General features: G+C 70.6%; 19 protein-coding genes. 9 read left to right on the top strand and 10 right to left on the bottom strand.

The window, feature by feature from the left end; translation table 11 throughout:
* The first annotated feature begins 465 nt into the window (after window positions 1-465).
* On the top strand, window positions 466-930 hold the full coding sequence (locus tag C8K38_RS06145) for a tRNA (cytidine(34)-2'-O)-methyltransferase (protein ID WP_097210650.1): 465 nt from the start codon (window positions 466-468) through the stop codon (window positions 928-930).
* Here the strand turns inward: C8K38_RS06145 and C8K38_RS06140 are convergent.
* Genes C8K38_RS06140 through C8K38_RS06130 form a run of 3 tightly spaced genes read right to left on the bottom strand, consistent with a single transcriptional unit; the run spans window position 927 to window position 2,848 of the window.
* The gene (locus C8K38_RS06140) at window positions 927-1,712 is read right to left on the bottom strand and encodes a class I SAM-dependent methyltransferase (protein WP_097210432.1); all 786 of its coding nucleotides are present in this window, start codon (window positions 1,710-1,712) and stop codon (window positions 927-929) included. The two genes, C8K38_RS06145 and C8K38_RS06140, sit on opposite strands and share 4 nt — an antisense overlap.
* Before the next feature lie 3 nt (window positions 1,713-1,715).
* Window positions 1,716-1,952, bottom strand: coding sequence for a DUF167 domain-containing protein (locus C8K38_RS06135; protein ID WP_097210649.1), 237 nt, complete (start codon window positions 1,950-1,952; stop codon window positions 1,716-1,718).
* 8 nt (window positions 1,953-1,960) lie between these two features.
* On the bottom strand, window positions 1,961-2,848 hold the full coding sequence (locus C8K38_RS06130) for a LysR family transcriptional regulator (RefSeq protein WP_077040915.1): 888 nt from the start codon (window positions 2,846-2,848) through the stop codon (window positions 1,961-1,963).
* A 91-nt stretch (window positions 2,849-2,939) separates the two neighbouring features.
* Here C8K38_RS06130 and C8K38_RS06125 point away from each other — a divergent pair, with 91 nt between their 5' ends.
* A complete protein-coding gene (locus C8K38_RS06125; RefSeq protein WP_097210431.1) occupies window positions 2,940-4,028 on the top strand; it encodes a TDT family transporter in 1,089 nt (362 codons plus the stop codon).
* A gap of 19 nt (window positions 4,029-4,047) precedes the next feature.
* On the opposite strand, the gene C8K38_RS06120 is transcribed toward C8K38_RS06125, so the two are convergent.
* Entirely contained in the window at window positions 4,048-5,175 is a 1,128-nt protein-coding gene (locus C8K38_RS06120) for a hypothetical protein (protein ID WP_257017076.1), read from the bottom strand.
* A gap of 195 nt (window positions 5,176-5,370) precedes the next feature.
* Entirely contained in the window at window positions 5,371-5,640 is a 270-nt protein-coding gene (locus C8K38_RS06115) for a metal-sensitive transcriptional regulator (RefSeq protein ID WP_027501746.1), read from the bottom strand.
* A 312-nt stretch (window positions 5,641-5,952) separates the two neighbouring features.
* On the opposite strand from C8K38_RS06115, the gene C8K38_RS06110 reads away from it, so the two are divergent.
* From C8K38_RS06110 to C8K38_RS06090, 5 genes are all read left to right on the top strand, one after another.
* Window positions 5,953-6,651, top strand: a complete 699-nt coding sequence (locus C8K38_RS06110; protein WP_245221167.1) for a TenA family protein — start codon at window positions 5,953-5,955, stop codon at window positions 6,649-6,651.
* Window positions 6,648-7,670 (top strand): ABC transporter substrate-binding protein, encoded by a 1,023-nt coding sequence (locus tag C8K38_RS06105; protein WP_373560227.1) that lies wholly within the window; start codon window positions 6,648-6,650, stop codon window positions 7,668-7,670. Before C8K38_RS06110 ends, C8K38_RS06105 begins: the two co-directional genes overlap by 4 nt.
* Window positions 7,648-8,418: an ABC transporter permease gene (locus tag C8K38_RS06100; protein WP_097210429.1), complete on the top strand. Its 771-nt coding sequence runs from the start codon at window positions 7,648-7,650 to the stop codon at window positions 8,416-8,418. Before C8K38_RS06105 ends, C8K38_RS06100 begins: the two co-directional genes overlap by 23 nt.
* Complete coding sequence (locus C8K38_RS06095; protein WP_097210428.1) at window positions 8,411-9,274, top strand: ABC transporter ATP-binding protein; 864 nt, start codon at window positions 8,411-8,413, stop codon at window positions 9,272-9,274. The genes C8K38_RS06100 and C8K38_RS06095 overlap by 8 nt, the downstream gene beginning before the upstream one ends.
* A 93-nt stretch (window positions 9,275-9,367) precedes the next feature.
* The gene (locus C8K38_RS06090; protein ID WP_245221166.1) at window positions 9,368-9,832 is read left to right on the top strand and encodes a hypothetical protein; all 465 of its coding nucleotides are present in this window, start codon (window positions 9,368-9,370) and stop codon (window positions 9,830-9,832) included.
* On the opposite strand, the gene C8K38_RS06085 is transcribed toward C8K38_RS06090, so the two are convergent.
* From C8K38_RS06085 to C8K38_RS06070, 4 genes are all read right to left on the bottom strand, one after another.
* Window positions 9,833-11,470, bottom strand: coding sequence for an FAD-dependent oxidoreductase (locus C8K38_RS06085; protein WP_097210427.1), 1,638 nt, complete (start codon window positions 11,468-11,470; stop codon window positions 9,833-9,835).
* 87 nt (window positions 11,471-11,557) lie between these two features.
* Complete coding sequence (locus C8K38_RS06080) at window positions 11,558-12,388, bottom strand: DUF4349 domain-containing protein (RefSeq protein ID WP_097210426.1); 831 nt, start codon at window positions 12,386-12,388, stop codon at window positions 11,558-11,560.
* A 72-nt stretch (window positions 12,389-12,460) separates the two neighbouring features.
* Window positions 12,461-15,769, bottom strand: coding sequence for an error-prone DNA polymerase (locus C8K38_RS06075; protein WP_097210646.1), 3,309 nt, complete (start codon window positions 15,767-15,769; stop codon window positions 12,461-12,463).
* A 118-nt stretch (window positions 15,770-15,887) separates the two neighbouring features.
* A complete protein-coding gene (locus C8K38_RS06070) occupies window positions 15,888-16,889 on the bottom strand; it encodes a zinc-binding alcohol dehydrogenase family protein (protein ID WP_097210645.1) in 1,002 nt (333 codons plus the stop codon).
* 124 nt (window positions 16,890-17,013) lie between these two features.
* Here C8K38_RS06070 and C8K38_RS06065 point away from each other — a divergent pair, with 124 nt between their 5' ends.
* Window positions 17,014-19,125, top strand: a complete 2,112-nt coding sequence (locus tag C8K38_RS06065) for an MMPL family transporter (RefSeq protein ID WP_097210425.1) — start codon at window positions 17,014-17,016, stop codon at window positions 19,123-19,125.
* Between the two features lie 60 nt (window positions 19,126-19,185).
* On the opposite strand, the gene C8K38_RS06060 is transcribed toward C8K38_RS06065, so the two are convergent.
* Window positions 19,186-19,674 carry a GNAT family N-acetyltransferase gene (locus C8K38_RS06060; RefSeq protein WP_245221165.1) on the bottom strand — a complete coding sequence of 163 codons (489 nt, stop codon included), beginning with the start codon at window positions 19,672-19,674 and terminating at the stop codon, window positions 19,186-19,188.
* A gap of 95 nt (window positions 19,675-19,769) precedes the next feature.
* Between C8K38_RS06060 and C8K38_RS06055 the strand changes: the two genes are divergently transcribed.
* Window positions 19,770-21,749, top strand: coding sequence for an SDR family oxidoreductase (locus tag C8K38_RS06055; protein WP_097210424.1), 1,980 nt, complete (start codon window positions 19,770-19,772; stop codon window positions 21,747-21,749).
* Window positions 21,750-21,752: the final 3 nt, after the last annotated feature.

Below are 21,752 nucleotides of genomic sequence, written 5' to 3'. Positions count from 1 at the left end.
CATCGTCGGCGTCGTCGGCAGATCCCGTTCGTCGTCAGCGCCCATCACCCCGGCCGGACGTCGGGCTGGCCGGCGCATGATCGGGCTATCGTCGCTACCGGCTGCGCGATGAGTTGCCCCAAGGTTCCGGGCCAGTGCGAGCAGTTGGCCACCAGAGTCTTGGGTGAGTACCTCTGTCAACCAATCCAGTCCGCGTGAAGCCCAGTCGGGCCCGCCATTGGTGATCACCGCCCTCGACTTCGAGGACGGCGTCATCACATTGGGCTCGGAATCGATCCGGCGAAAGAGACGAGATCATTCGCTGGCGACTTGGTGGCCATACGCGCGTGCCGACCCACCACTGCATGATTCTCTGTCATGGTCGATAGGTGAGGTCGACTCATCCGCGGCCCGCGACGACCGCAGCTGCCGACATCACGACCGTTGTTCATGGGCGGTGCGACATGCGAGTACCGTACCGATGTTGTGTTCCGATTGATGTTCCACGAGCCTCGCATCCCACCGAATACCGGCAACGCGATCCGACTTGTCGCGGGCACCGGGTGCGAGCTGCACCTGGTCGGTCCGCTCGGCTTCGACCTGTCCGAGCCGAAGCTGCGCCGGGCGGGCCTGGACTACCACGACCTGGCCTCGGTGACCGTGCACGAGAACCTCGAGGCGGCGTGGGCCGCGCTGGCACCCGAGCGGGTGTACGCGTTCACCGCGCACGGGCAGACCTCGTTCGCGGACGTCGAGTACCAACCGGGCGACGTGCTGCTGTTCGGCCCCGAGCCGACCGGGCTGTCGGCAGAGGTGCTCGCGGACCCGCACGTCACCGCCCAGCTGCGGATCCCGATGGTCCCGGGCAGGCGCTCGCTCAACCTGTCCAATGCCGCGGCCGTCGTCGTGTACGAGGCCTGGCGCCAGCACGGCTTCGCGGGCGGGAGCTAGCGTGGCCCGGTCGCCACGGCGAACGCCACCCGCATCTGGGTGAACCGGAACAGGCCGGGACCGCCCGAGACCTCCTCGTAGGCGCGCACCACGTCGTCGACGAACCGCGGCACCCGGTCTTCGTCCAGCCGGGCGGTCCAGGCCGCGAAACCCACCGCGCACCAGCGGGAGAACTCGTCCCGCGATCCGAAGTCCCAGTCGAGATCCGAGGTCCGCAGGTCGGTCACGACGAGGCCGGCCGACGCGGCCAGCTCCGGATAGGCGGCAGGGTCGACGTGGGTGAACGGCGCCTCGAACTCGGCGAACGAGGCGGCCCACGCCTGCTCCCGGCACACGCGCATGGCCACCGACTCGAGGCTCGGCCGCTCGCTCGCGCACACCATCTGGATGATCCCCCGCGCGCTGGGGTGCGCGGCGCGGGCGATGCCGGCCAGCGCCCGGCGCTGCTCGCTCACCCAGTGCAGCGCGTTGAACGAGACCACAACGTCGAACTCGTCCTCGAACGGCAGCTCGCGCGCGTCCGCGACGAGGAAGGTCGCGGACGCCCCATCGGGCACCGGCCTCGACCGGGCCTTGTCGATCATTTTCGCCGAGACGTCGACACCGACCACCGACCCCCGCGGCAACCGCCGGGCCAGGGCGAGCGTGATGAACCCGTCGCCGCACCCGACGTCGAGCAGACGCTCGGTGCCGGTCAGCTCGAGACCGGACAGCGACCTCTCGGCCAGCGTCCGCTGCAGGCCACTGACCTCTGCGTACCCCTCACCGTCCCATTCGGACACGGGTCAATCCTGCACCTCGAAGCGCTTGTGGCGGGAGGTTTGCCCGGATATCAGCCGCACAGACCTCTTCGGCAGGCCCAGATGCGCGGCGAGCAACTCCTCGGCGGCCTTGTTGGCCTTGCCCTCCACCGCCGGTGCGCGCACGTACAGCAGCAGGGTGCCGTCCTCGAGGACCTCGACCAGCGGCCCCTTCTTGCTGTTCGGCTTGATCTGCGCGGCGACGACGCGGGGTCCGGACACCGGCGCCCTCACCCCGCCGCGATGTCGAGGAAGTCGCGGGCGGGCCCGCGCAGGCCGCGATCAGCGGACCACACCGCGAGCAGCCGGCGCGGCAGCCGAAGGCCCTGCACCTCGACGGACACCAGTCGTCCGTCCGTCAGGTCCGCCGCCACCGCCAGCGAGGACACCACGGCGGGCGCGTTGCCCGCGACGACGGCGGCCTTGACCGCCGTGCACGAGGTGAGCTCGAGCAGCGGGTCCACGCACCCGGGTACGGCGTTCTCGAGCGTGTTCCTTGTCCCCGAACCGAACTCGCGCTGGATCAACGGTGTCCTGGCGAGTTCGATCGGGGTGATGGGCGCCGCGCTCGCCCACGGGTGCCCGGGAGGGACGACCACCACCAACTCGTCGCGCGCCACCTCCCGCGCATGGAGTCCGGCCGGCACGTCCGGCCCCTCCACGAAGCCGAGGTCCGCCTCCCCCGCCAGCACCTGTGCCGCGACGTCGGTCGAGTTCAGCAGCCGCACCGAGGTCACCACGGTCGGGTTCTTGCGCCGCATGGTCACCGTCCAGCCCGGCACCAGGTACTCGGCGATCGTCATGCTCGCCGCCACCGTCAGGTTGGCCTCGCGCTCGCCGCGCAGCGCCGAGATCCCCGACGCCAGCTCCTCGGCGGCGGCGAGCGTGCCCGCCGCCCACTCCAGCACGAGCCCGCCCTCGTAGGTCGGGGTGACGCCGGTGGTGGCGCGGTCGAACACCCTGATCCCGAGCAGCCGTTCGGCCGAGCGGATCCGGGCGCTGACGGCCTGTTGGCTGAGTCCGTGTTCGCGACCCGCGGCCCCCATGCTGCCGAGCCGGGCGACGGAGACCAGGACGTCGAGGGCGGCGAGTTCGGGGACACGCGGGGACAACGGCATACCAACAGAATAGGCCGCCACAACCAGAAGTTGTGACAAGCCAACCACAAGCCGTCTACCGGCGCCGACGTCCGGACGGCAGTCTTTAATCATGCTCACGACCGCCCCCGCCCCCGCCACAACCGCCCGCCGCAGCCCCGCGTTGGCGCACCTGACGCCGAACTGGTTCGCGGTGGTGATGGGCACCGGGATCATCGCGGTGGGCGCGGCCTCGCTCCCGGTAGATCTGCCGGGCCGCGACTCGATCGCGCGGGGGTTCTGGGTGCTGGCGACCGCCGCGTTGCTGCTGCTCTCGGTCGCATTCGCGACCCACTGGGTGCGCCATCGCGAGCAGGCACTCGGCTACGCCCGCAATCCGGCGATGGCGCCCTTCTACGGCGCACTGCCGATGGCCGTGCTGACCGTCGGCGCGGGCACCGCGGCCGTCGGCACCGAGATCTTCGGCCCGTCCGCCATCGTGGTCGCCGCGGTCCTGTGGGCGCTCGGCACCGTGGCCGGGGTCACCGCGGCCGTCGTCGTGCCGCCGCGCATGTTGTCCGGCGGCACTCCCGGTCCCGTGTGGCTGATGCCGGTGGTGCCGCCGATGGTGTCCGCCACCACCGGGGCCGCGCTCATCCCCCACCTGCCGGAGGGCCAGGCCCGGCTCGCCATGCTGATCGGCTGCTACGCCCTTTTCGCGATGGCCCTGACCGCGGCCGTCGTGACGATGGCGGTGGTGATCCGGCATCTCGCCCGCACCGGGCTGCCCGCCGTGCAGGCCATCCCGACCATGTGGATCCCGCTGGGCATCATCGGGCAGTCGATCGCCGCCGCGAACCTGCTCGGACGGGTCTCCGACACCACGGTCTCGTCCGGCGCGGCCGCCGGGCTCCGCGCGTTCGGCATCGCCTACGGCACCGCGATGGCGGGTGTGGGCGCGCTGGTCCTCGGCTACGCGTGTCTGCTCACCGCACGGGCCGCGGGCCACGGGCTCCGCTTCTCGATGAGCTGGTGGAGCTTCACCTTCCCGCTCGGTGCCTGCGCCGTCGGCGCGGGAGCGCTGGGGATCGCAACCGATTCCGTTGCCGTCCAGTGGTTTTCCGTGGCCCTGCTCGCATCGCTGCTCGCCATCTGGGCCGTGGTCGCCGCGAACACCGCGCGCGGGGTGTGGACGAGGGCACTGTTCGTCCCCGTCCCCTGAGCCCCGCCGTCGCGCGGCGTCAGAGCAGGAACACCAGCACCGCACCGATCAGGGCGACCGCCGCGATGAGCGCGAGCGCGCCGGCCAGCATCACCGGCCTGCCACCTCCCGAGGGTGCGTCCGCGTCCGCGTCGCCGTCGGGATCTGCGTCCGCGTCGCCCTCCCGAACGGCCTGGATCGCCCCGACCGCGGATGCGGTGAGCAGGCTCGAACGTTCGTGGGCGTCGGTCACCTCGCGCACCGAACCCGGGATCGCGCTGATCACCTCGGTGACGTCATACGACGGCGGCAGGCCGATCCGTCGGATCGCCATCGCCGGGGTCTGGAATCCGGCGGCCAGGATCGCCGCACCCAGCGCGGCGGCCTGCTCCGGACCCGGGCCCACCACGCTGTGCACGCCGAGCCGGTCGGTCAGCGCGGTCGCGACGCCCTTCATGGCAACCGTGTCCCGCGCCACCAGTCCGTCCCCGGTCACGATCACGGCGTCGAGGTTCGAGGGCAACCACCCGAAGGCCCCGAGCGCGGTGGAGAGCTGCGCGGTCGGCGACGTCCCGCTGCCCGCGGGGAACCGGAAGGAGCGACCGACCAGGACACCCGAGCGCACCAGGCTCACGGTCGTTCCCGCGTCGTCCGCGTGATACGTCCCGATCAGCTGGCCCGGTGTCTCCGCGACCTCGGATTCGAACCAGGCACACGTCGCCTCGGCGTCGGACACCAGCGTGATCTGCGGCATGCCGCCGTAGTCGAGCGATTCGCGGAGGTCCGCCACGGACTCGGAATCCCAGTTGGACGGGTAGGTCGCCCAGACGTGCGGCGTGCCGCCGTCCCGACCACCGTGGTCCGGCAGCGGCTCACACTCGTGCAACAGGCTGCTGATCGCCGTCGCGACCACGTCCTCCGCCCGATAGCGGGTGCCGTCGCTCGCCGCGACCCCCTCGGGGTCGCCCACTCTCGACAGGAACCCGGACAGCGTGTGCTCCGTCCCACCGTCCTGTCCGACACCGCCGAGCACGGTGCTCCCATCCGAGCCAACATGCAGCACCGTGTCGCGGACGATGACTATGGGGTCCGGGGTTCCCACGCCGTTCGACGCGATCACCGTGTGCGACACGATGCTGCCCACCCTGAGCCCAATTCCCACGGACACGCCAACACCTCATTCGGTATGAACAGATCACCGCCCGCGCGCCGAATCATTCAGCGCGCGGCCGGGTTACATCTTGCTATGCCGACGTTCAGGTGGGCGTTGCGACACGACGGCAAGAGCGCCCGGTTCCCATTTCTTTACGACGCCCGAGCGGGCGTTCGGGGTCCGGCGGACCGCCGGTGGCGCGGCCAGGCGTCAGGCCAACGCCAGGAAGAGCTTCTCGAGCTCCGCCTCGGTCATCGGCTCCTGGTTGTCCCGGTTGGTTCCGGACAGGCAATCGCGCAGGCCGGTAGCGACGATCTTGAAGCCGGCGCGGTCCAACGCACGCGAGACCGCGGCGAGCTGGGTCACCACGTCCTTGCAGTCGCGGCCGCTCTCGATCATCGAGATGACGCCCGCCAGTTGGCCCTGCGCGCGCCGCAGCCTGTTGAGCACCAACGCGATGCTCTCCTCGTCACCCGTCATTGCGCCACTCCCTGTTCTCACGTCCGGATCCGTCGACTCCAATGGTACCCGCCGGGGTATGTGAACGCGGGCGGGTGCGGCCCTGGCCTGCACGGATGCTAATGTCAGCCGTGTTGAGACACGGGGTGCTCCGCAAGTCGCGGGGCTGAGAGCAGACCCGAGAACCTGGCCAGGTAATGCTGACGAAGGGATGTCATGGTTTCGCATACGCCCACCACGGGGGGCACCGCTGGCGACTGCTTGCAGGTCGCTCGAAACAACACCGCTGGCGACTGCTTGCAGGTCGCTCGAAACAACACCGCTGGCGACTGCTTGCAGGTCGCTCGAACTGACCGCTTCACCGAACACCTCTGGGATCACACCAAGGCGCTGCGCGTCGCGATCGACGAGTTGGAGTTCCTGCGCCGTCTGGGCGACGGCAGCCTGCCGCTGGATGTCTTCCGCTTCTACGTCGAGCAGGACTCGCTGTACCTGAGCGGGTACGCCAAGGCGCTGGCCGTCCTCGCCTCGCGGGCACCCGACCCGGCGTCCGCCGCCTTCTGGGCCACCTCCGCCGCCAGCGCGGCCGTGGTCGAGACCTCGCTGCACGAGGACCTGCTGTCGGGCGGTGTGCTGCCGCCCGCCGAGCAGGAAGCCCGCCACTCCCCGACCTGCCTCGGCTACGTCTCGTACCTGATCGCGGCGGCGGCCACCGAGCCGTACCCGGTCGCGGCGGCGGCGATCCTGCCGTGCTTCTGGATCTACGCCGAGGTCGGGCGCGACCTGGCCGCGAGCGCGGCGAAGGTGCTGGCCGCCGATCCCGGACATCCCTACGCGCAGTGGGTGTCCACCTACGACGCCGAGGAGTTCCAGACGGCCGCGGCGACCGCCCGCACCCTGGTCGACGCGGCCGCGGCCGCCGCCACCCCGGGCGAGCGCGAGGCGATGGTCGAGGCGTTCACCGTCGCGACGCGGTACGAACTCCTGTTCTGGGACACCGCGCTCCACCCGCAGCCCTGGCCCGCGCCGTGAGCGCCCGGATCCGCCGCGCGCTCGCGGGCGCCGTCGTCGCGCTGTCCTCGCTGTCGTTGCTCACCGCGTGTGGCTCCGACACCGATTCCGGGGAGACCATCCGGTTCGCCCTCGACTGGACCCCGAACACCAACCACACCGGGCTCTTCGTTGCGCAGCAGCAGGGGTACTTCGCCGACGCCGGGCTGGACGTGGAGGTGTTGCCGTACAACAACACCGCGGTAGACACCCTCGTCGACGCAGGCAACGCCGAGTTCGGGATCAGCACCCACGACGCGTCGACGTTCTCCCGCGCCTCCGGCGCGCACACCATCTCTGTCCTGGCGCCGCTGCAGCACTGGGCGACCGCGATCGGCGTCCGCGCCGACCGGGCCGACATCGTCAGCCCCAAGGACCTCGACGGCAAGACCTACGCCGGGTTCGGCGATCCGGGAGAGAACGAGACGCTCCGCCAGGTGATCCGAAACGACGGCGGCACCGGCGATTTCAACTCGGTCACCCTCGGCACGTCCGCGTACGACGCCGTCTACTCGGGCAAGGCCGACTTCACCGTCTCGTACTTCGCATGGGAGGGCATCGAGGCCGAGCACGCGGGCACCCCGATGCGGTACTTCCGCTACACCGACTACGGGTTCCCCGACGCCTACGCCATCGTGGTCGACGGCAACGAGGACTGGCTCGCATCGCACCCCGAGCAGGCCCGCAAGTTCGTCCAGGCGCTACAGCGGGGCTACCAGTTCGCCGCTGACAACCCGGACGAGGCCGCGAAGATGCTCGTCGAGGCCAACCCGGGCGCCTTCAACGACGAGTCACTGGTGGTCGAGAGCCAGCGGATGCTCGCCTCGCAGTACATGAAGGACGCGGCCGGGAAGGTCGGCACCCAGACCCTGCCGCAATGGGCAGGCAACTCCGAATTCCTCTACCAGCACGGACTGCTCGCCGGCCCGGACGGCAACACGTTGACCACCGAACCCGACTGGTCGACGTACTTCACCAATGACTACCTCGGCCCTTCGTAGACTGACCCCCGCCCTGGTGGTGGTGGCGGCGCTGGTCGTCGCCTGGCAGATCTATGTCGATGTCAGCGGGATCCGTCCGCAACTGTTGCCGTCACCGGTGCGCGTCGCGCAGCAGGGCTGGGGGCACCGCGAGGAGATCGCCGTGCACGCGGGCGCCACGCTGACGGTGACCCTGATCGGGTTCTCGGTGTCGCTGGTCCTGGCGTGGGCGCTGGCGATCCTGGTGGATTTCTCGCCGTGGTTGCGCCGCGCGTTCGTGCCGTTGTTCGTGGCCTCGCAGACGCTGCCGATCATCGCGATAGCCCCACTGATGATCATCTGGTTCGGGTTCGGCCTGCTGCCGAAGGTCCTGGTGATCGCGCTGGCCACCTTCTTCCCTATGGCGATCGGGCTGATCGAGGGGTTCGCCTCGACCGAACGGGAGGCAGGCGCGTTGCTGCGCAGCATGCGCGCCACGCGCTGGCAGGTGTTCCGGTACGTCCGGCTGCCGTCCGCGCTGCCGCGGTTCTTCACCGCGCTGCGAATCGGCATCACCTACGCCGTCGTCGGGGCGGTGTTCGCCGAGTACGTCGGGGCCAGTAAGGGACTCGGCATCTACATGAGCCTGCAGAAGAACTCGTTCCGTACCGACCTGGTGCTGGCGGCGGTGCTGATCACCGCCGTCATCAGCATCGCCCTCTACCTGCTCACGTTCGCGGTGGAGCGGGTCGTTGCCCCGTGGTCCCGGATGGAGCACGGCCATGGCTGAGGCACGGGGATCGAGGATCTCGCTCGAGGCGATCACCAAGTCGTATCCGCTGCCCGGGCGCGGCGGCGGTGCCGCCCATCGACTCGGCGGCGGTGCCGCCCGTCGACACGGCACCGGTTCGCGCCTCGTGCTGGACCGGGTGTCCTTCGACGCCGCCCCAGGCGAGTTCGTCTCCGTCATCGGCCCGAGCGGCTGCGGCAAGAGCACGGTGTTCAACATCCTCGCCGGGCTGGACTCGCCGGACTCGGGCCGGGTGCTGGTCGGCGACGGGGCCGCGTCGGGAACCCCGCACAGCGCATACATGCCGCAGAAGGACCTGCTGTTCCCGTGGCGAACGGTCCTCGACAACACCGCGCTCGGGCTCGAGGTGCAGGGGATCGACAAGCGGGAGGCCAGGCGCCGCGCCCGCGAGCTGTTCCCGATCTTCGGCCTGTCCGGGTTCGAGGACGCCCGCCCGTTCCAGCTGTCGGGCGGGATGCGCCAACGAGCCGCGATGCTGCGCACGGTCGTCCAGGACCGCGAGCTGCTGCTGCTCGACGAGCCGTTCGGTGCGCTCGATTCGCTGACCCGCACCGAGATGCAGGACTGGCTGCAGCAGGTGTGGCAGCGGTACCGGTGGATGGTCCTGATGATCACGCACGACATCCGTGAGGCGGTCTACCTCTCCGATCGGGTGATCGTGCTGTCGGCCCGGCCCGCCACCGTGCGCCGGGAGGTGCGGGTGAACCTGCCGCGGCCTCGGGAGCTGTCCGTCGTCACCTCGCCGGAGTTCGTCGCTCTGGAGCAGGAGCTGCTGGAGGTGCTGCACGAGGAGTCGCGCCGCGCGCTCGCCGAACAGGAGTCCGCGCCTCGATGACCCGCGGGCCTGGCGCCACCGACGCGCTGCGGCCACACTGGAGTTGAATCCCGGGTCGACGACGAGCCGGGGCGACACCGCAGGAGAATTGCCATGGGTAGCAGGGGACCGTTCGGCATCGATCCGGAAGACATCGAGCGCATCGCCCGCGAGGCCAGTGCGGGACTGCGCGACGCGGCCGAGAAATTCGGCAGGTTCCTCGACGATGCGGGCATCCCCTACTCGCACTCGTTCAATGTGGGAACCAGCACGTCGTGGCCCCGACCGCGGCCGGAGACCACGGGTGATGCCGGCGACGGCGTGTGGGCCATCTACACCGTGGACGAGGACGGGTCCGCCCGGGTGGACCAGGTGTTCGCGACGGAGCTCGAGGCACTGCGGATTCACAAGAACAACACCGACCCGAGGCGACTGGTGCGGTTCCTGCCGTACGGGGTGACGGTGAGCGTGCTCGACGAGGACACCGCCGATGCCTCCGACTCCGCAGCCTCGGCAGACTCCACGGACGAGCCCCCGACCGGCGACACCGGCCGGGCACCCACCGACGACGAGAGCTAGCTAGACCAACTCGGCGACTGGCGTCCGCCCGGCCTGCCAGGTGCGATAGCCGCCGTCCAGGTTGCGCACCCTGCGCCCGAGCTGACGCAGCAGCTGGGTCGCCGTGTGGCCGCGCTGGCCGACCTGGCAGACCGCGATCAGCTCGCCCTCCGGCAATTCGGCTGCGCGCGAGCGCAACTGGTCTAGCTCGATGTTGACCGCGCCGGGGATCGAGCCCAACGCGAACTCGGCAGGGGTGCGCACGTCCACCAGCACCGCACCGGCCTCGACCAGCGCGGGCAGCTCGTGCCACTGCACCGTGGTGGTGGTGCCGGTGCGCAGGTTGTCGGCGACGTAGCCGAGCATGTTCACCGGGTCCTTCGCGGAACCGAACTGCGGCGCGTATGCCAGTTCGAGGTCCGCCAGTTCGGCGGCGGTGAGGCCGCCGACCATGGCGGTGGCGATCACGTCGATGCGCTTGTCCACACCGTCACCGCCGACGCCCTGGGCACCGAGGATCGCGTCGGTGTCCGGGTCGACGAGCAGCTTGAGCGACATGCCCTGCGCGCCCGGGTAATAGCCGGCGTGCGACTGCGGGTGTGTGTGGATGGCCCGATACCCGCGGCCCGCGGCGCGCAACCGCTTCTCGTTCCAGCCCACCGCGGCCACCATCAGCGAGAACACCCCGACGATCGCGGTGCCGACAACGGGACGCGCCCTCACCGGCCTGCCCGCGATCACGTCCGCGACCAGCCGGCCCTGCCGATTCGCGGGGTTCGCCAGCGGGACCAATCCGGCGCCGCCGGTGAGCGCGTCGGTCTTCTCGACCGCATCGCCGACCGCGTAGACCCCCGCCGCGGAGGTGCGCATGCTCTCGTCGACCACGATGCCGCCGCGGGGCCCGATCTCGATGCCCGCGCCGACGGCCAGCGCTGTCTCCGGCCGCACGCCGATCGCCATCACGACGATGTCGGCCGGGACCAGCCTGCCGTCGGCGAGGGTCACGGCGTCCGCGCCGATTCCGGTCACCTGGGTGCCGAGCTCGAGCCGGACGCCGTTGCCGCGCAGCTCATCCGCGACCGGCGACGCCATCTCGGGATCGAGTGGGGCCAGCACCTGGTCGGCCAGCTCGACGACGGTGACCTCGAGTCCTCGGCGTCGCAGGTTCTCGGCGAGTTCGACGCCGATGAACCCGGCCCCGACGATCACCGCGGTGCGGGCGTCGGCATCGAGCGCGCCGACCAACCGGTCCACGTCCTCGACGTCGCGCAGGACCAGCGCGCGCCCCACGCCCTCGATGTCGGGGACGATGGGGCTCGCGCCGGGGCTGAGCACCAGCGAGTCGTACGGCTCCACGGTCTCGTCGCCGGTCCGCAGATCGCGGACGGTGACCGTCCCGGCGACGGGGTCGACTGCGACCACCTCGCTGCGCACCCGGACGTCGAGCCGGAACCGGGCGGCAAGGCTCTCCGGGGTCTGCAGCAGCAGCGCCTCCCGGTCCTCGATCACCCCTCCCGCGTAGTAGGGCAGCCCGCAGTTCGCGAACGACACGTGCGCACCGCGCTCGAAGACGACGATCTCCGCCTCCTCGTCCAGGCGACGCAACCTGGTCGCGGCGGACATACCTCCGGCGACCCCACCCACGATGACGACCTTCACTGCGACTCCTCTCAGTCGACCCAAATTATACCCCCTAGGGTATCTGTTCGGCCGTGGACGTGACCGGCCACACCGGGACGCCGGGGGTCAGCGCCTGCGTACCAGCCGCACGACGGCGTACCCGACGAGGACGACCAGCGCGGCGAAGCCAATCCAGGGGACGGCCCGGCCGAGGAAGACGATCAGTCCGTGCAGCGCGGACAGCAGCGCGTGCCACCCGGCCACGACGCCGTCCAAGAAGCTGTCCGGGTCCGCGCTGTCCGGCCCGTCGGTGGTGATGTCGATCGAGATGGTCGCGAGCTCGACCTGGTCGGACAGCGCGCGCCGCTGCGCGACGAGGCTGTCGAGTTCCGCCTGCCGCTCCGCGAGCGCGTTCTCGGCTTCGATCAGATCCGCAGTGTTCGCGGCGGTCACGATCAGCCCCTGCAGTCGCGTGACCGAGGCCTGCAGGGCACCGATCCGCGCGTCGAGATCCTGGGTCTGCATGGTGACATCGCTCTTGCTGACGCTCACCCCGGTCACCTCGCCGAGGTCCGAGATCTCGTCGAGGGTGGCGGTGAGGCGGTCCGCCGGGATCCGAACCGTCAGCGAACTGCTCGGCTCGGTGTCGTCGGTCCGCGGCCGCTCGGTCCGGTCGTCGACCCGTCCGCCCGCATCCTCGACGATGCGCACGACGGCATGGCCGGTGTCGACGGGATCGGCCGAAGTGAGCGAGACCGTGCCGGTGGTGACCTCCTGACGTTCGGCGAGGCCCTCCGCGGGCGCCGGGGCGAGCTTCGCATCGGGTGCGGTGCCGGCATCGGCACCGGCCGCGAGCGACGACTGCGACTCGGACTGCGACTGCTCGGGTTCGCCGCCACTGCACCCCGCCAACAACGCGATCAGGATCAGGATCGTGGCGAGCGCGGGAGCCTTCATACCGGGATGCTAAGCCGGTGGGCGCCGGCGGACGGAACTCCGACACGCCGCTCGGCGATCACTCGGTTCGGTTCACCGGAAATCCCTCGACCTGCCCGTCATCCGCAGGTCCATCCGCTGCAGCCGGTCCGCCACCACCGTCACCGCACCCTCCGCGTTCTGCACCTTTCCTCGGACCAGCAGCGCGGGCGCGGTGTGCGCGAGCGTGCGGTATCGGGCCCACAGCCCCACCGAGCAGACCACGTTCACCATCCCCGTCTCGTCCTCGAGGTTGATGAAGGTGACTCCGCCCGCGGTGGCCGGGCGCTGGCGGTGGGTGACCGCTCCCCCGACCAGCACCCGGTCGCCGTCGGGCACCGCCAGCAATCCCGATGCCGGGGTCACGCCCAGCGCCTCGAGCTGGGGGCGCAGGAACTCGGTGGGATAGGAGTCCGGCGAGACCCCGGTCGCCCACACATCCGCGGCTGCGAGCTCGACGTCGCTCATCCCGGGCAGGGTGGGCGCGACGGTGGAGGCACCCATGCCCGGCAGCCGGCCCGGCCGCTCCCCCGCGGCCGCCCCCGCCGCCCACAGCGCCTGCCTGCGCGACCCGGAGAAACAGCCGAGCGCGCCCGCGGTGGCCAGCGACTCCGCCTGCGGGGTGGTCAGTTCCACCCGACCGGTCAGGTCGAGCAGAGAGGTGTAGGGACCGCCCTCGCACCTGGCCGCCACGATCTTCTCCGCCAGTGCCGAACCGATGTGCCGCACCTCCCCGAGACCCAGCCGGACCTCCAGTCCGTCGCCCTCGAGCGTGGCGTGCGCCAGGCTGGCGTTCACGTCCGGCCCGTGCACCCGGACCCCGTGCCTGCGGGCGTCGGCGACCAGCGACTGCGGGGAGTAGAACCCCATCGGCTGGGCCCGCAGCAGGCCTGCGCAGAAGGCCGCCGGGTGGTGCAGCTTGAACCAGGCCGAGTAGAACACCAACGCGGCGAAGCTCTGCGAATGGCTTTCCGGGAAGCCGAAATTCGCGAAGGCGTACAGCTTCTCGAAGATCCGGTCCGCCACCTCCCCTGTGACGCCGTGCAGTTCGCGCATCCCGTCGTAGAACCGGCCGCGCAGCCGTTCCATCCGCTCCGGCGACCGCTTGGACCCCATCGCCCGGCGCAACTGGTCGGCCTCGGCCGCGGTGAACCCGGCCACGTCGACCGCCATCTGCATCAGCTGTTCCTGGAACAGCGGCACCCCCAGGGTCCGCGCCAGGGCCTTCTCCAGCGACGGGTGATCGTAGGTGACCGGCTCGATCCCGTTGCGGCGCCGGATGTACGGGTGCACCGAGCCGCCCTGGATGGGCCCGGGACGGATCAGCGCCACCTCCACCACCAGGTCGTAGAAGTTGCGCGGCTTCAGTCGCGGCAGGGTGGCCATCTGGGCGCGGGATTCCACCTGGAACACGCCGACCGAATCGGCGCGCTGCAGCATCTCGTAGACCGCCTCCTCGGACAGGTCCAGCCTGGCCAGATCCACCTCGAGATTCTTGTGCTCGGCGACCAGGTCGATCATGTAGTGCAGCGCGGAGAGCATGCCGAGCCCGAGCATGTCGAACTTGACCAGCCCCACCGCCGCGCAGTCGTCCTTGTCCCACTGGAGAACGCTCCGGTTCTCCATCCGCGCCCATTCCACCGGGCACACGTCGGCGATCGGACGGTCGCAGATCACCATGCCGCCGGAGTGGATGCCGAGATGCCGGGGCAGGCCCTCGATCTGGCCCGCGAGCTCCAACACCGCGGGCGGGATGTCGGTATCGGTCTCCTGAGAGACGCCGGTCCATCGGCTGACCTGCTTGCTCCACGCGTCCTGCTGGCCCTGCGAGAAGCCAAGTGCCCGAGCCATGTCCCGCACCGCCATCTTGCCGCGGTAGGTGATGACGTTCGCGACCTGCGCCGCATAGGCGCGGCCGTAGCGGTTGTAGACGTACTGGATCGCCTCCTCACGGCGATCCGATTCGATGTCGACGTCGATGTCGGGTGGGCCGTCTCGTTCGGGCGAGAGGAACCGCTCGAACAGCAGCTTGTTCCCGACCGGGTCGACGTTGGTGATGCCGATCGCGTAGCAGACGGCCGAGTTCGCCGCCGATCCCCTGCCCTGACAGAGGATGTCGTTGCGGTGGCAGAAGGACACGATGTCGTGCACGACGAGGAAATACCCCGGGAACCCCAACTGGGCGACGATCGTCAGCTCGTGCTCGATCTGCCGATAGGCGTCTGGCCGCTGCTCGGGGGTGCCGTAGCGCCGCCGGGCGCCCACCATCGTCAGTTCGCGCAGCCAGCTGTTCTCGTCGTGCCCCTCGGGCACCTCGAACGGCGGTAGCTCGGGCGCGATCAGCCGCAGGTCGAAGGAACACTCGCGGCCCAGCTCGACCGCGCCCGGCACCGCGGTGGGATGCGCGGCGAACAGCCGGGACATCTCCGCCCCGGACCGCAGGTGCGCGCCGCCGGTCGGCCCCAGCCATCCGGCCGCCTCGTCCAGGCTCTGCCTGGCGCGGACCGCCGCCATCGCCATGGCCAGGCGTCGGCGCGGCGGACCGGCGAAATGCGCTGCGGTGGAAGCGATGACGGGCAGCCCCGCCGCCCTGGCGAGCTCGGCCAGCGCACCGTTGCGTTCATCGTCCTCGGCCACGCCGTGGTGGGTGAGCTCGACGGCGACCCGGTCCCTGCCGAACCTCTCGATCAGTCCGCGCAGCTCCGCCTCCGCCGCCGAGGCGCCCCCGGAGTCGAGCGCCATACGCACGTGCCCCTTGCGACAGCCGGTGAGAATCTGCCAGTGCCCACCCGCCGCCTCGGTCAGCGCGTCCAGGTCGTAGCGCGGCTTGCCCTTTTCGCCGCCCGCCAGGTGCGCCGCCGCGAGCTGCCGCGACAGCCGCCGGTAGCCCTCCCGCCCGCGTGCCAGCACCAACAGATGAGTGCCGCCCGGGTCCGGCGTCCCGGTCCGCGAACCGGCCGAGTCCGCATCGTGTGACGGCAGGGACAATTCGGCACCGAAGACGGTGCGCATGTTCAGCTCCTTGGCCGCCTCCGCGAACCGCACCACCCCGTAGAGCCCGTCGTGGTCGGTCAGCGCGATCGCCTCGAGCCCCAGCCGGACCGCCTCCTCTACCAGTTCCTCGGGCGGGCTCGCGCCGTCGAGAAAGCTGAAGGCCGAGTGCGCATGCAGCTCCGCGTACGGCACGGTCGGCGTCTCGTCCCGGGAGATCGGGCCGGCGCGGTACTCGCCGCGCTTGCGGGACCAGGCCGGGCTGTCGCTGCCGTCGCCGGGGTACATCGCCTCCGGCGGGTTCCGTCCCGGCCTGCCGGAGAGCACCCGCTCCATCTCCGACCATGTCGGAGGCCCGTTTCCCCAGCCCATCGCGTTCACCTTCCCTGCGCATCCGGCCGCCGGGGATTCGGCGTCGGAGCCCGAGCGGGGAAGTCGCATCGAACGTGTGTTCTATTATGGTCCGAGCCGGGCGCAGGAGTCAACCGGCTCACACGATGAGCACCGCCGCGCCGGTCACCCGACCCTCCTTCAGGTCCGACAGCGCCCGGTCGGCCTCGTCGAGCGAGTACCCCATCGCACTGACCAGCAGCCGATGCGTCCCCGCGAACTCAAGGAACTCGCGGGCGTCGGCGCGGGTGTTGGCCGTGACCGATCGCAGCGTGCGCTCCTGGAACAGGTGCCGCTGATAGTTCAGTGGCGGGATGTCGGAGAGGTGGATGCCCGCGACGGCCAGCGTGCCGCCCCGATCCAGGGCGGCCAGCGCGGTCGGGACCAGCTCACCGACCGGGGCGAAGAGGATCGCCGAGTCCAGCGGCACCGGCGGCGGATCCGCGGCACCGGATGCCGAGGAGGCGCCGAGCTCGAGCGCCAGCTCCCTGGCCCGCTCCCCCCTCGTCATCACGTGGACCTCGGCGCCCCGAGCCAGCGCGACCTGAGTCGCGAGATGGGCGCTGCCGCCGAAGCCGTAGATCCCCAGTCGCCCGCCCTCCGGGACGTCCGCACACGTCAATGCCCGGTAGCCGATGATCCCCGCGCACAGCAGGGGCGCCAGTTCCTCGTCCAGGTAGCCGTCGGGCAGCCGGTGCGCGAACGCCGCGGGCACGGTGGCGAACTCCGCGTACCCGCCGTCGACGTCCCACCCCGTGTACCGCGAGTGCGGGCAGAGGTTCTCCCGACCCCGGCGGCAGTACCGGCACTCGCCACAGGTCCGCCGGAGCCACCCGATCCCGACCCGGTCGCCGAGGCCGAAGTCCGAGCCGGCCTCGTCGCCCCACCCGACCACCTCGCCCACCACCTCGTGGCCGGGCACCACGTGGCTGCGATGGACGGGCAGATCGCCCTCGGCCACGTGCAGGTCGGTGCGGCAGACCCCGCACACGCGCACCCGCACCAGCAGCTCCGAGGGGCCCGGTTCCGGCACCGGCAACTCGGCGAGCTCCACCGGCTCGCCGCGCATCGGCCCGGGCTCGCGGACCCGCCATCCCGACATGAGATCCGGAATGCCCATGGGTCCACTCTCCGCGTTTCGACGGTCGGACACCAGGGGAAGTCCCGCGCAGGCCATCGGTAGAGTCGGGGCGCATCCGACCCCCCCCGATCCGAGAGAGTCCTACATGACGCGCTGGGCCAAATTCGTCGTCTCCCGGAAATGGTGGGTCCTGATCCTGACGGTGCTCGCCGTGCTGATCAGCGGACTCTGGGGACTCGGGGTGTTCAGCAAGCTCAGCCAGGGCGGCTATATCGACCCGAACAGCGAAGCGGCACAGGTCAGCTCGCTGGTCAACGAGAAGTTCGGCCCGCAGGCACCGGACATCGTCGCGATCTACACCGCGCCCGAGGGCAAGACCCTCGCGGACATCGGCCCCGAGGTCGAACAGAACCTGGCGGCCTTCCGCGACCAGGTACCCACCCTCGCCACCGCCTCGTACTGGTCCGTCGACCCGAACACCGCGAAGCTGATGACCTCGAACGACGGCACCAAGGCCCTCGCGACGATCTCGATCGACTGGGACGCGGGCGCGGAGTTCACCGAGCTCGACAAGATGACCGCGGCACTCACCCCGCCCGGCATCGACACCGAGTTCGCGGGCGGCACCGTCGTCGGGTACTCGTTCAACGTCCACCTGCAGCAGGACCTGGTGCGCGCGGAGGCCATCGCGCTGCCGATCACCCTGCTGCTCCTGGTGGTCGTCTTCGGCACCGTCACGGCCGCGGCCGTGCCGGTGTTCGTCGGAATGCTCGCGGTGCTCAGCGCGCTGGCGATCCTGCGGCTGCTCACCACCGTCACCGAGGTGAGTTCGTTCTCGATCAACGTCGCCTCCCTGCTCGGCCTCGGCCTGGCCATCGACTACGGCCTGTTCATCGTCAGCCGCTTCAGGGAAGAACTGGCCTCTGGCACCGAACCCGGTGCCGCGGTGCGCCGCACGGTCGACACGGCCGGCCGCACCGTGATGTTCTCCGGATTGCTGTTGGTCTGCGCCTTCGCGGGCATGCTGGTGTTCCCGCAGGCGGTCATCCGTTCGCTCGGCTTCGGTGCGATCGCCGCCGTGACCGGGGCCGCGGTGCTCTCCCTCACCGCGGTGCCCGCGCTGCTCGCGGTCCTCGGCCACCGGATCAACTCGCTCGCGTGGCGGCGCGGAACCGTCGAACGCGGCGAGGAGCGGGCCCGCAAGTTCTGGGGTGGCGTGGTCACCAAGGTGATGCGCAGGCCGGCCACGGTGGCGGTGACCATCACCGCGGGCCTGCTGCTGCTGGCCGCCCCGCTGTTCGGCGCGAGCCTCGGCGAGGTCACCTACACCGCCCTGCCGCCGAACGACCCGGCCCGCACCGCGGCAGACACGCTGTCCACCGAGTTCCCCACCACCGGTGAGGCCGCGACGGTGATGGTGCGCGGCGAGAACGGGGCGCCGCCCACCACCGCCCAGCTCAGCGAGGTCGGCGCGCAGGTGCGGGCCGTCGACGGTGTCGCCGCGGCGCGGATGGTCGCGGCGGCCGACGATTTCGCGGTCCTGTCCGCGACCTACGCCGAGGGGGCGACCCCGGGCCAGGTCGTCCGCGATGTGCGGGCCATCCCGGCCCCGGCGGGCGTCGACGTGTTGGTCGGCGGCGGCGCCGCCCTCGTCGACGACGGCAACGACGCGGTCACGGCGAAGCTGCCCCTGATGCTCGCGATCATGGTCGGCTCGACCCTCGTGCTGCTGTTCCTCGCGTTCGGGTCGGTGGTCCTGCCGATCAAGGCTGTGGCGATGGCCGGGCTGAGCATGGCCGCCACGTTCGGCGTGCTGACCTGGATCTTCCAGAACGGTCACGGCGCCGAACTGCTCGACGTGACCCCGGCTCCGCTCGAGGCGACCTTCGTGGTCCTGATCCTCGCGGTGGTGTTCGGCCTCTCCACCGACTACGAGGTGTTCCTCATGTCGAGGATGGTCGAGGCGCGGGCGAACGGGGCGACCACCGAGGAGGCCGTGCGCTTCGGCGCCGAGCGGACCGGCCGGATCGTGACCACAGCCGCGGCGCTGCTGATCATCGTGACCGGCGCCTTCACCATCTCCGGGCTGTCGATCATGCGGTTCCTCGGTGTCGGCATGATCCTGGCGCTGATCATCGACGCGACCGTGGTCCGGATGCTGCTGGTCCCGTCGCTGGTCAAGCTGATGGGCGAGGCGAACTGGTGGGCGCCGGCCTGGATGCGCAAGCTGCACGAGAAGGTCGGCATCGGGCACTGATCGGAAGGCGGGCACCGTGACCGGTACACCGGTGGTGCCCGCCGACCCGTCGACATGCGTTCAGGGCACCCGCTTGGCGAGATGAACCAACGCGTAGCCGCCAGGAGTCGGCGTGCGATGGGTTTCCTCATATCCGAACCGGGCGTAGAGCCGGAGGTTGCCCAGGCTGCGCTCCCCCGTGAACAACCGAATATCGGTCACCGACGCGGGCAGGTGCTCCTCCACGATGGTCAGCAGGCGACTGCCCAACCCTCGTCCCTGCACATCCGGGGCTACGACCAGCCTGCCCAACTCGGCGACATTCGGCTCCACCGACGAGACGCGGAAGCGAACGGCGGCCACGAGGCGATCGGCCTCATCGCGTAGACCGACTGCCGTGACACCGGGTTCGGAGAGTTCGCTCGACAACTCGCCGAATGACTGAGTCAGCGGAGGTAGATCCAGATCGTGGTGGGCCTGGGCCTCGGTCACATAGGCGGCACGCTGCAGGGTCAGCAACTCACCCGCCGCCCCCACCGTCAACCGCACCACCGATTCCATGGACTCCATGGAATCCACTTTTCCAGGTGCCGACCATCACCCCTTCCACAAGTTATTACTTCGGAGTAAGTTAACCGGCGTAGCCCTATGTAGGAGGAGAGCTGATGTCGACCTACATCGTGACCGGCGGGACCGGGTTCCTCGGCCGCAACGTGCTCGCGCTGCTACTGCGCCGCGACCCCGACGCCCAGGTGCACGTACTGGTGCGACCGGCCTCGATGGCCCGGCTCGAGCGCCTGGCCGCCGACTGGGAGGGCGGCGACCGGGTGCACCCGCTGATCGGCGACCTCACCGAGCCCGGGCTCGGCCTCGAGGCCACACCGCCCGCCGCCGACCACCTCCTGCACCTCGGCGCGATCTACGACATGACCGCGGGCGACGAGCAGGCGAGCACCAACGTCGAGGGCACCAGGTCGGTCATCGAGCTCGCCCAGCGGACCGGCGCCACCCTGCACCACGTGTCCTCGATCGCGATCGCAGGCGACTACAAGGGCACGTTCACCGAGGACGACTTCGACCTCGGCCAGGGCTTCCCCACGGCGTATCACCGGACCAAGTTCGAGGCCGAGAAGCTCGTGCGCGAGGCCCCAGGGCTGACCTGGCGGGTGTACCGCCCCGCCGCGGTCGTCGGGGATTCGACCACCGGCGAGATGGACAAGATCGACGGGCCGTACTACCTGTTCCCCGCCATCGCCGGGCTCGCCAGGCTGCCCTCGCGACTCCCGGTTGCGGTGCCCAGCCTCGGCGCCACCAACCTGGTCCCCGTCGACTTCGTGGCCAAGGCCATCGTCGCGCTGATGCAGGCACCCGGCCACGACGGCGAGGCCTTCCACCTCGTGAACCCCGAACCGCAGCCGATGCGCGAGGTGTACGCGGCCCTGGCCCAGGCCTCCGGCGCCCCGCATCCGGTGGCCGACCTGCCCGGCGTCGTCGCCGCCCCGGTGATGCGACCGCCGTTGCGCACCGTCAAGGCCGCCAGGAACGTGGTGCTGGGCCGGCTCGGCATCCCGCCGGTCATCCTCGACCACCTCACGCTGCCCACCACCTTCGACTCCGCCAAGACCCAGGAGGCGCTGCGCGGTACCGGGATCACCGTGCCGCCCTTCGGTTCCTACGCAGGCACCCTGTGGTCCTACTGGGAACGCAACCTCGACCCTGCGCGCAACCGCCGGTCCGGCCTGCTGGCAGGCAGGCACGTGATGATCACCGGCGGGTCGTCGGGGATCGGGCGCGCCTCGGCGCGCGCGGTCGCCGCCAAGGGCGCGACCGTGCTGCTGCTGGCCCGCGGTGCGGAGGAACTCGAGGCCACCGTCGCCGAGATCCGGGCCGAGGGCGGCACCGCGTTCGGGTACCCCTGCGACATCACCGACGGGGAATCGGTCGACCAGACCGTCAAGACCATCCTCGACGAGCACGAGCACGTCGACATGCTGGTCAACAACGCCGGCCGATCGATCCGACGCAGCGTGTTCGCCTCCACCGACCGGCTGCACGATTACGAACGCACCATGGCCGTCAACTACTTCGGCGCGGTCCGGCTGGTCCTGGCGCTGCTCCCCCAGATGCGCGAGCGCGGCTTCGGGCATGTCGTGAACATCTCCAGCGCCGCCGTGCAGAGCCATACGCCCCGGTTCTCCGCCTACGTCGCCAGCAAGGCCGCCCTCGACGGATTCACCGACACCATTGCCTCCGAGACGCTTTCGGCCGGCATCACCTTCACCACCATCCACATGCCGCTGGTCGAAACCCCGATGATCACGCCGTCGGGGAAGGCGAACATCGGCAAGGTCATCAGCCCGGAGAAGGCCGCGGCGATGGTGGTTCGCGGGTTGATCGAGCGCCCCAAGCGGATCGACGACCCGCTGGGCACCCTCGGCGAGTACGGGCAGCTGTTCGCGCCCGGCGTCAAGGACCGGGTGCTGCACCGGATGTACCGGGCGTTCCCGGACTCCCCCGCCGCCAAGGGTGTGACCGAGAACGGCGGCGCCGTCCCCGTCGCACCGCCCGCGGCGAAACCGAGGCATTCCACCGTCTCGAAGGTGGGACGACGGATCGCCCGCGTGGTGCCCGGCACCCACTGGTGACGC

Origin of the sequence: Rhodococcus sp. OK611, from assembly GCF_003050885.1 — a bacterium.
In the GTDB taxonomy this organism is placed as follows: Bacteria; Actinomycetota; Actinomycetes; order Mycobacteriales; family Mycobacteriaceae; genus Rhodococcus_G; species Rhodococcus_G oryzae.
This window is presented reverse-complemented; position numbering and strand designations above follow the sequence as displayed.

Bases quoted from the DNA above. Each gene is read 5' to 3' on its own strand.
- C8K38_RS06130 (WP_077040915.1), bottom strand. From the start codon at position 2,848: ATGCCGTTGTCCCCGCGTGTCCCCGAACTCGCCGCCCTCGACGTCCTG.
- C8K38_RS06125 (WP_097210431.1), top strand. From the start codon at position 2,940: ATGCTCACGACCGCCCCCGCCCCCGCCACAACCGCCCGCCGCAGCCCC.
- C8K38_RS06115 (WP_027501746.1), bottom strand. From the start codon at position 5,640: ATGACGGGTGACGAGGAGAGCATCGCGTTGGTGCTCAACAGGCTGCGG.
- C8K38_RS06100 (WP_097210429.1), top strand. From the start codon at position 7,648: ATGACTACCTCGGCCCTTCGTAGACTGACCCCCGCCCTGGTGGTGGTG.
- C8K38_RS06095 (WP_097210428.1), top strand. From the start codon at position 8,411: ATGGCTGAGGCACGGGGATCGAGGATCTCGCTCGAGGCGATCACCAAG.
- C8K38_RS06090 (WP_245221166.1), top strand. From the start codon at position 9,368: ATGGGTAGCAGGGGACCGTTCGGCATCGATCCGGAAGACATCGAGCGC.
- C8K38_RS06080 (WP_097210426.1), bottom strand. From the start codon at position 12,388: ATGAAGGCTCCCGCGCTCGCCACGATCCTGATCCTGATCGCGTTGTTG.
- C8K38_RS06075 (WP_097210646.1), bottom strand. From the start codon at position 15,769: ATGGGCTGGGGAAACGGGCCTCCGACATGGTCGGAGATGGAGCGGGTG.
- C8K38_RS06070 (WP_097210645.1), bottom strand. From the start codon at position 16,889: ATGTCGGGATGGCGGGTCCGCGAGCCCGGGCCGATGCGCGGCGAGCCG.
- C8K38_RS06065 (WP_097210425.1), top strand. From the start codon at position 17,014: ATGACGCGCTGGGCCAAATTCGTCGTCTCCCGGAAATGGTGGGTCCTG.
- C8K38_RS06060 (WP_245221165.1), bottom strand. From the start codon at position 19,674: ATGGAGTCCATGGAATCGGTGGTGCGGTTGACGGTGGGGGCGGCGGGT.
- C8K38_RS06055 (WP_097210424.1), top strand. From the start codon at position 19,770: ATGTCGACCTACATCGTGACCGGCGGGACCGGGTTCCTCGGCCGCAAC.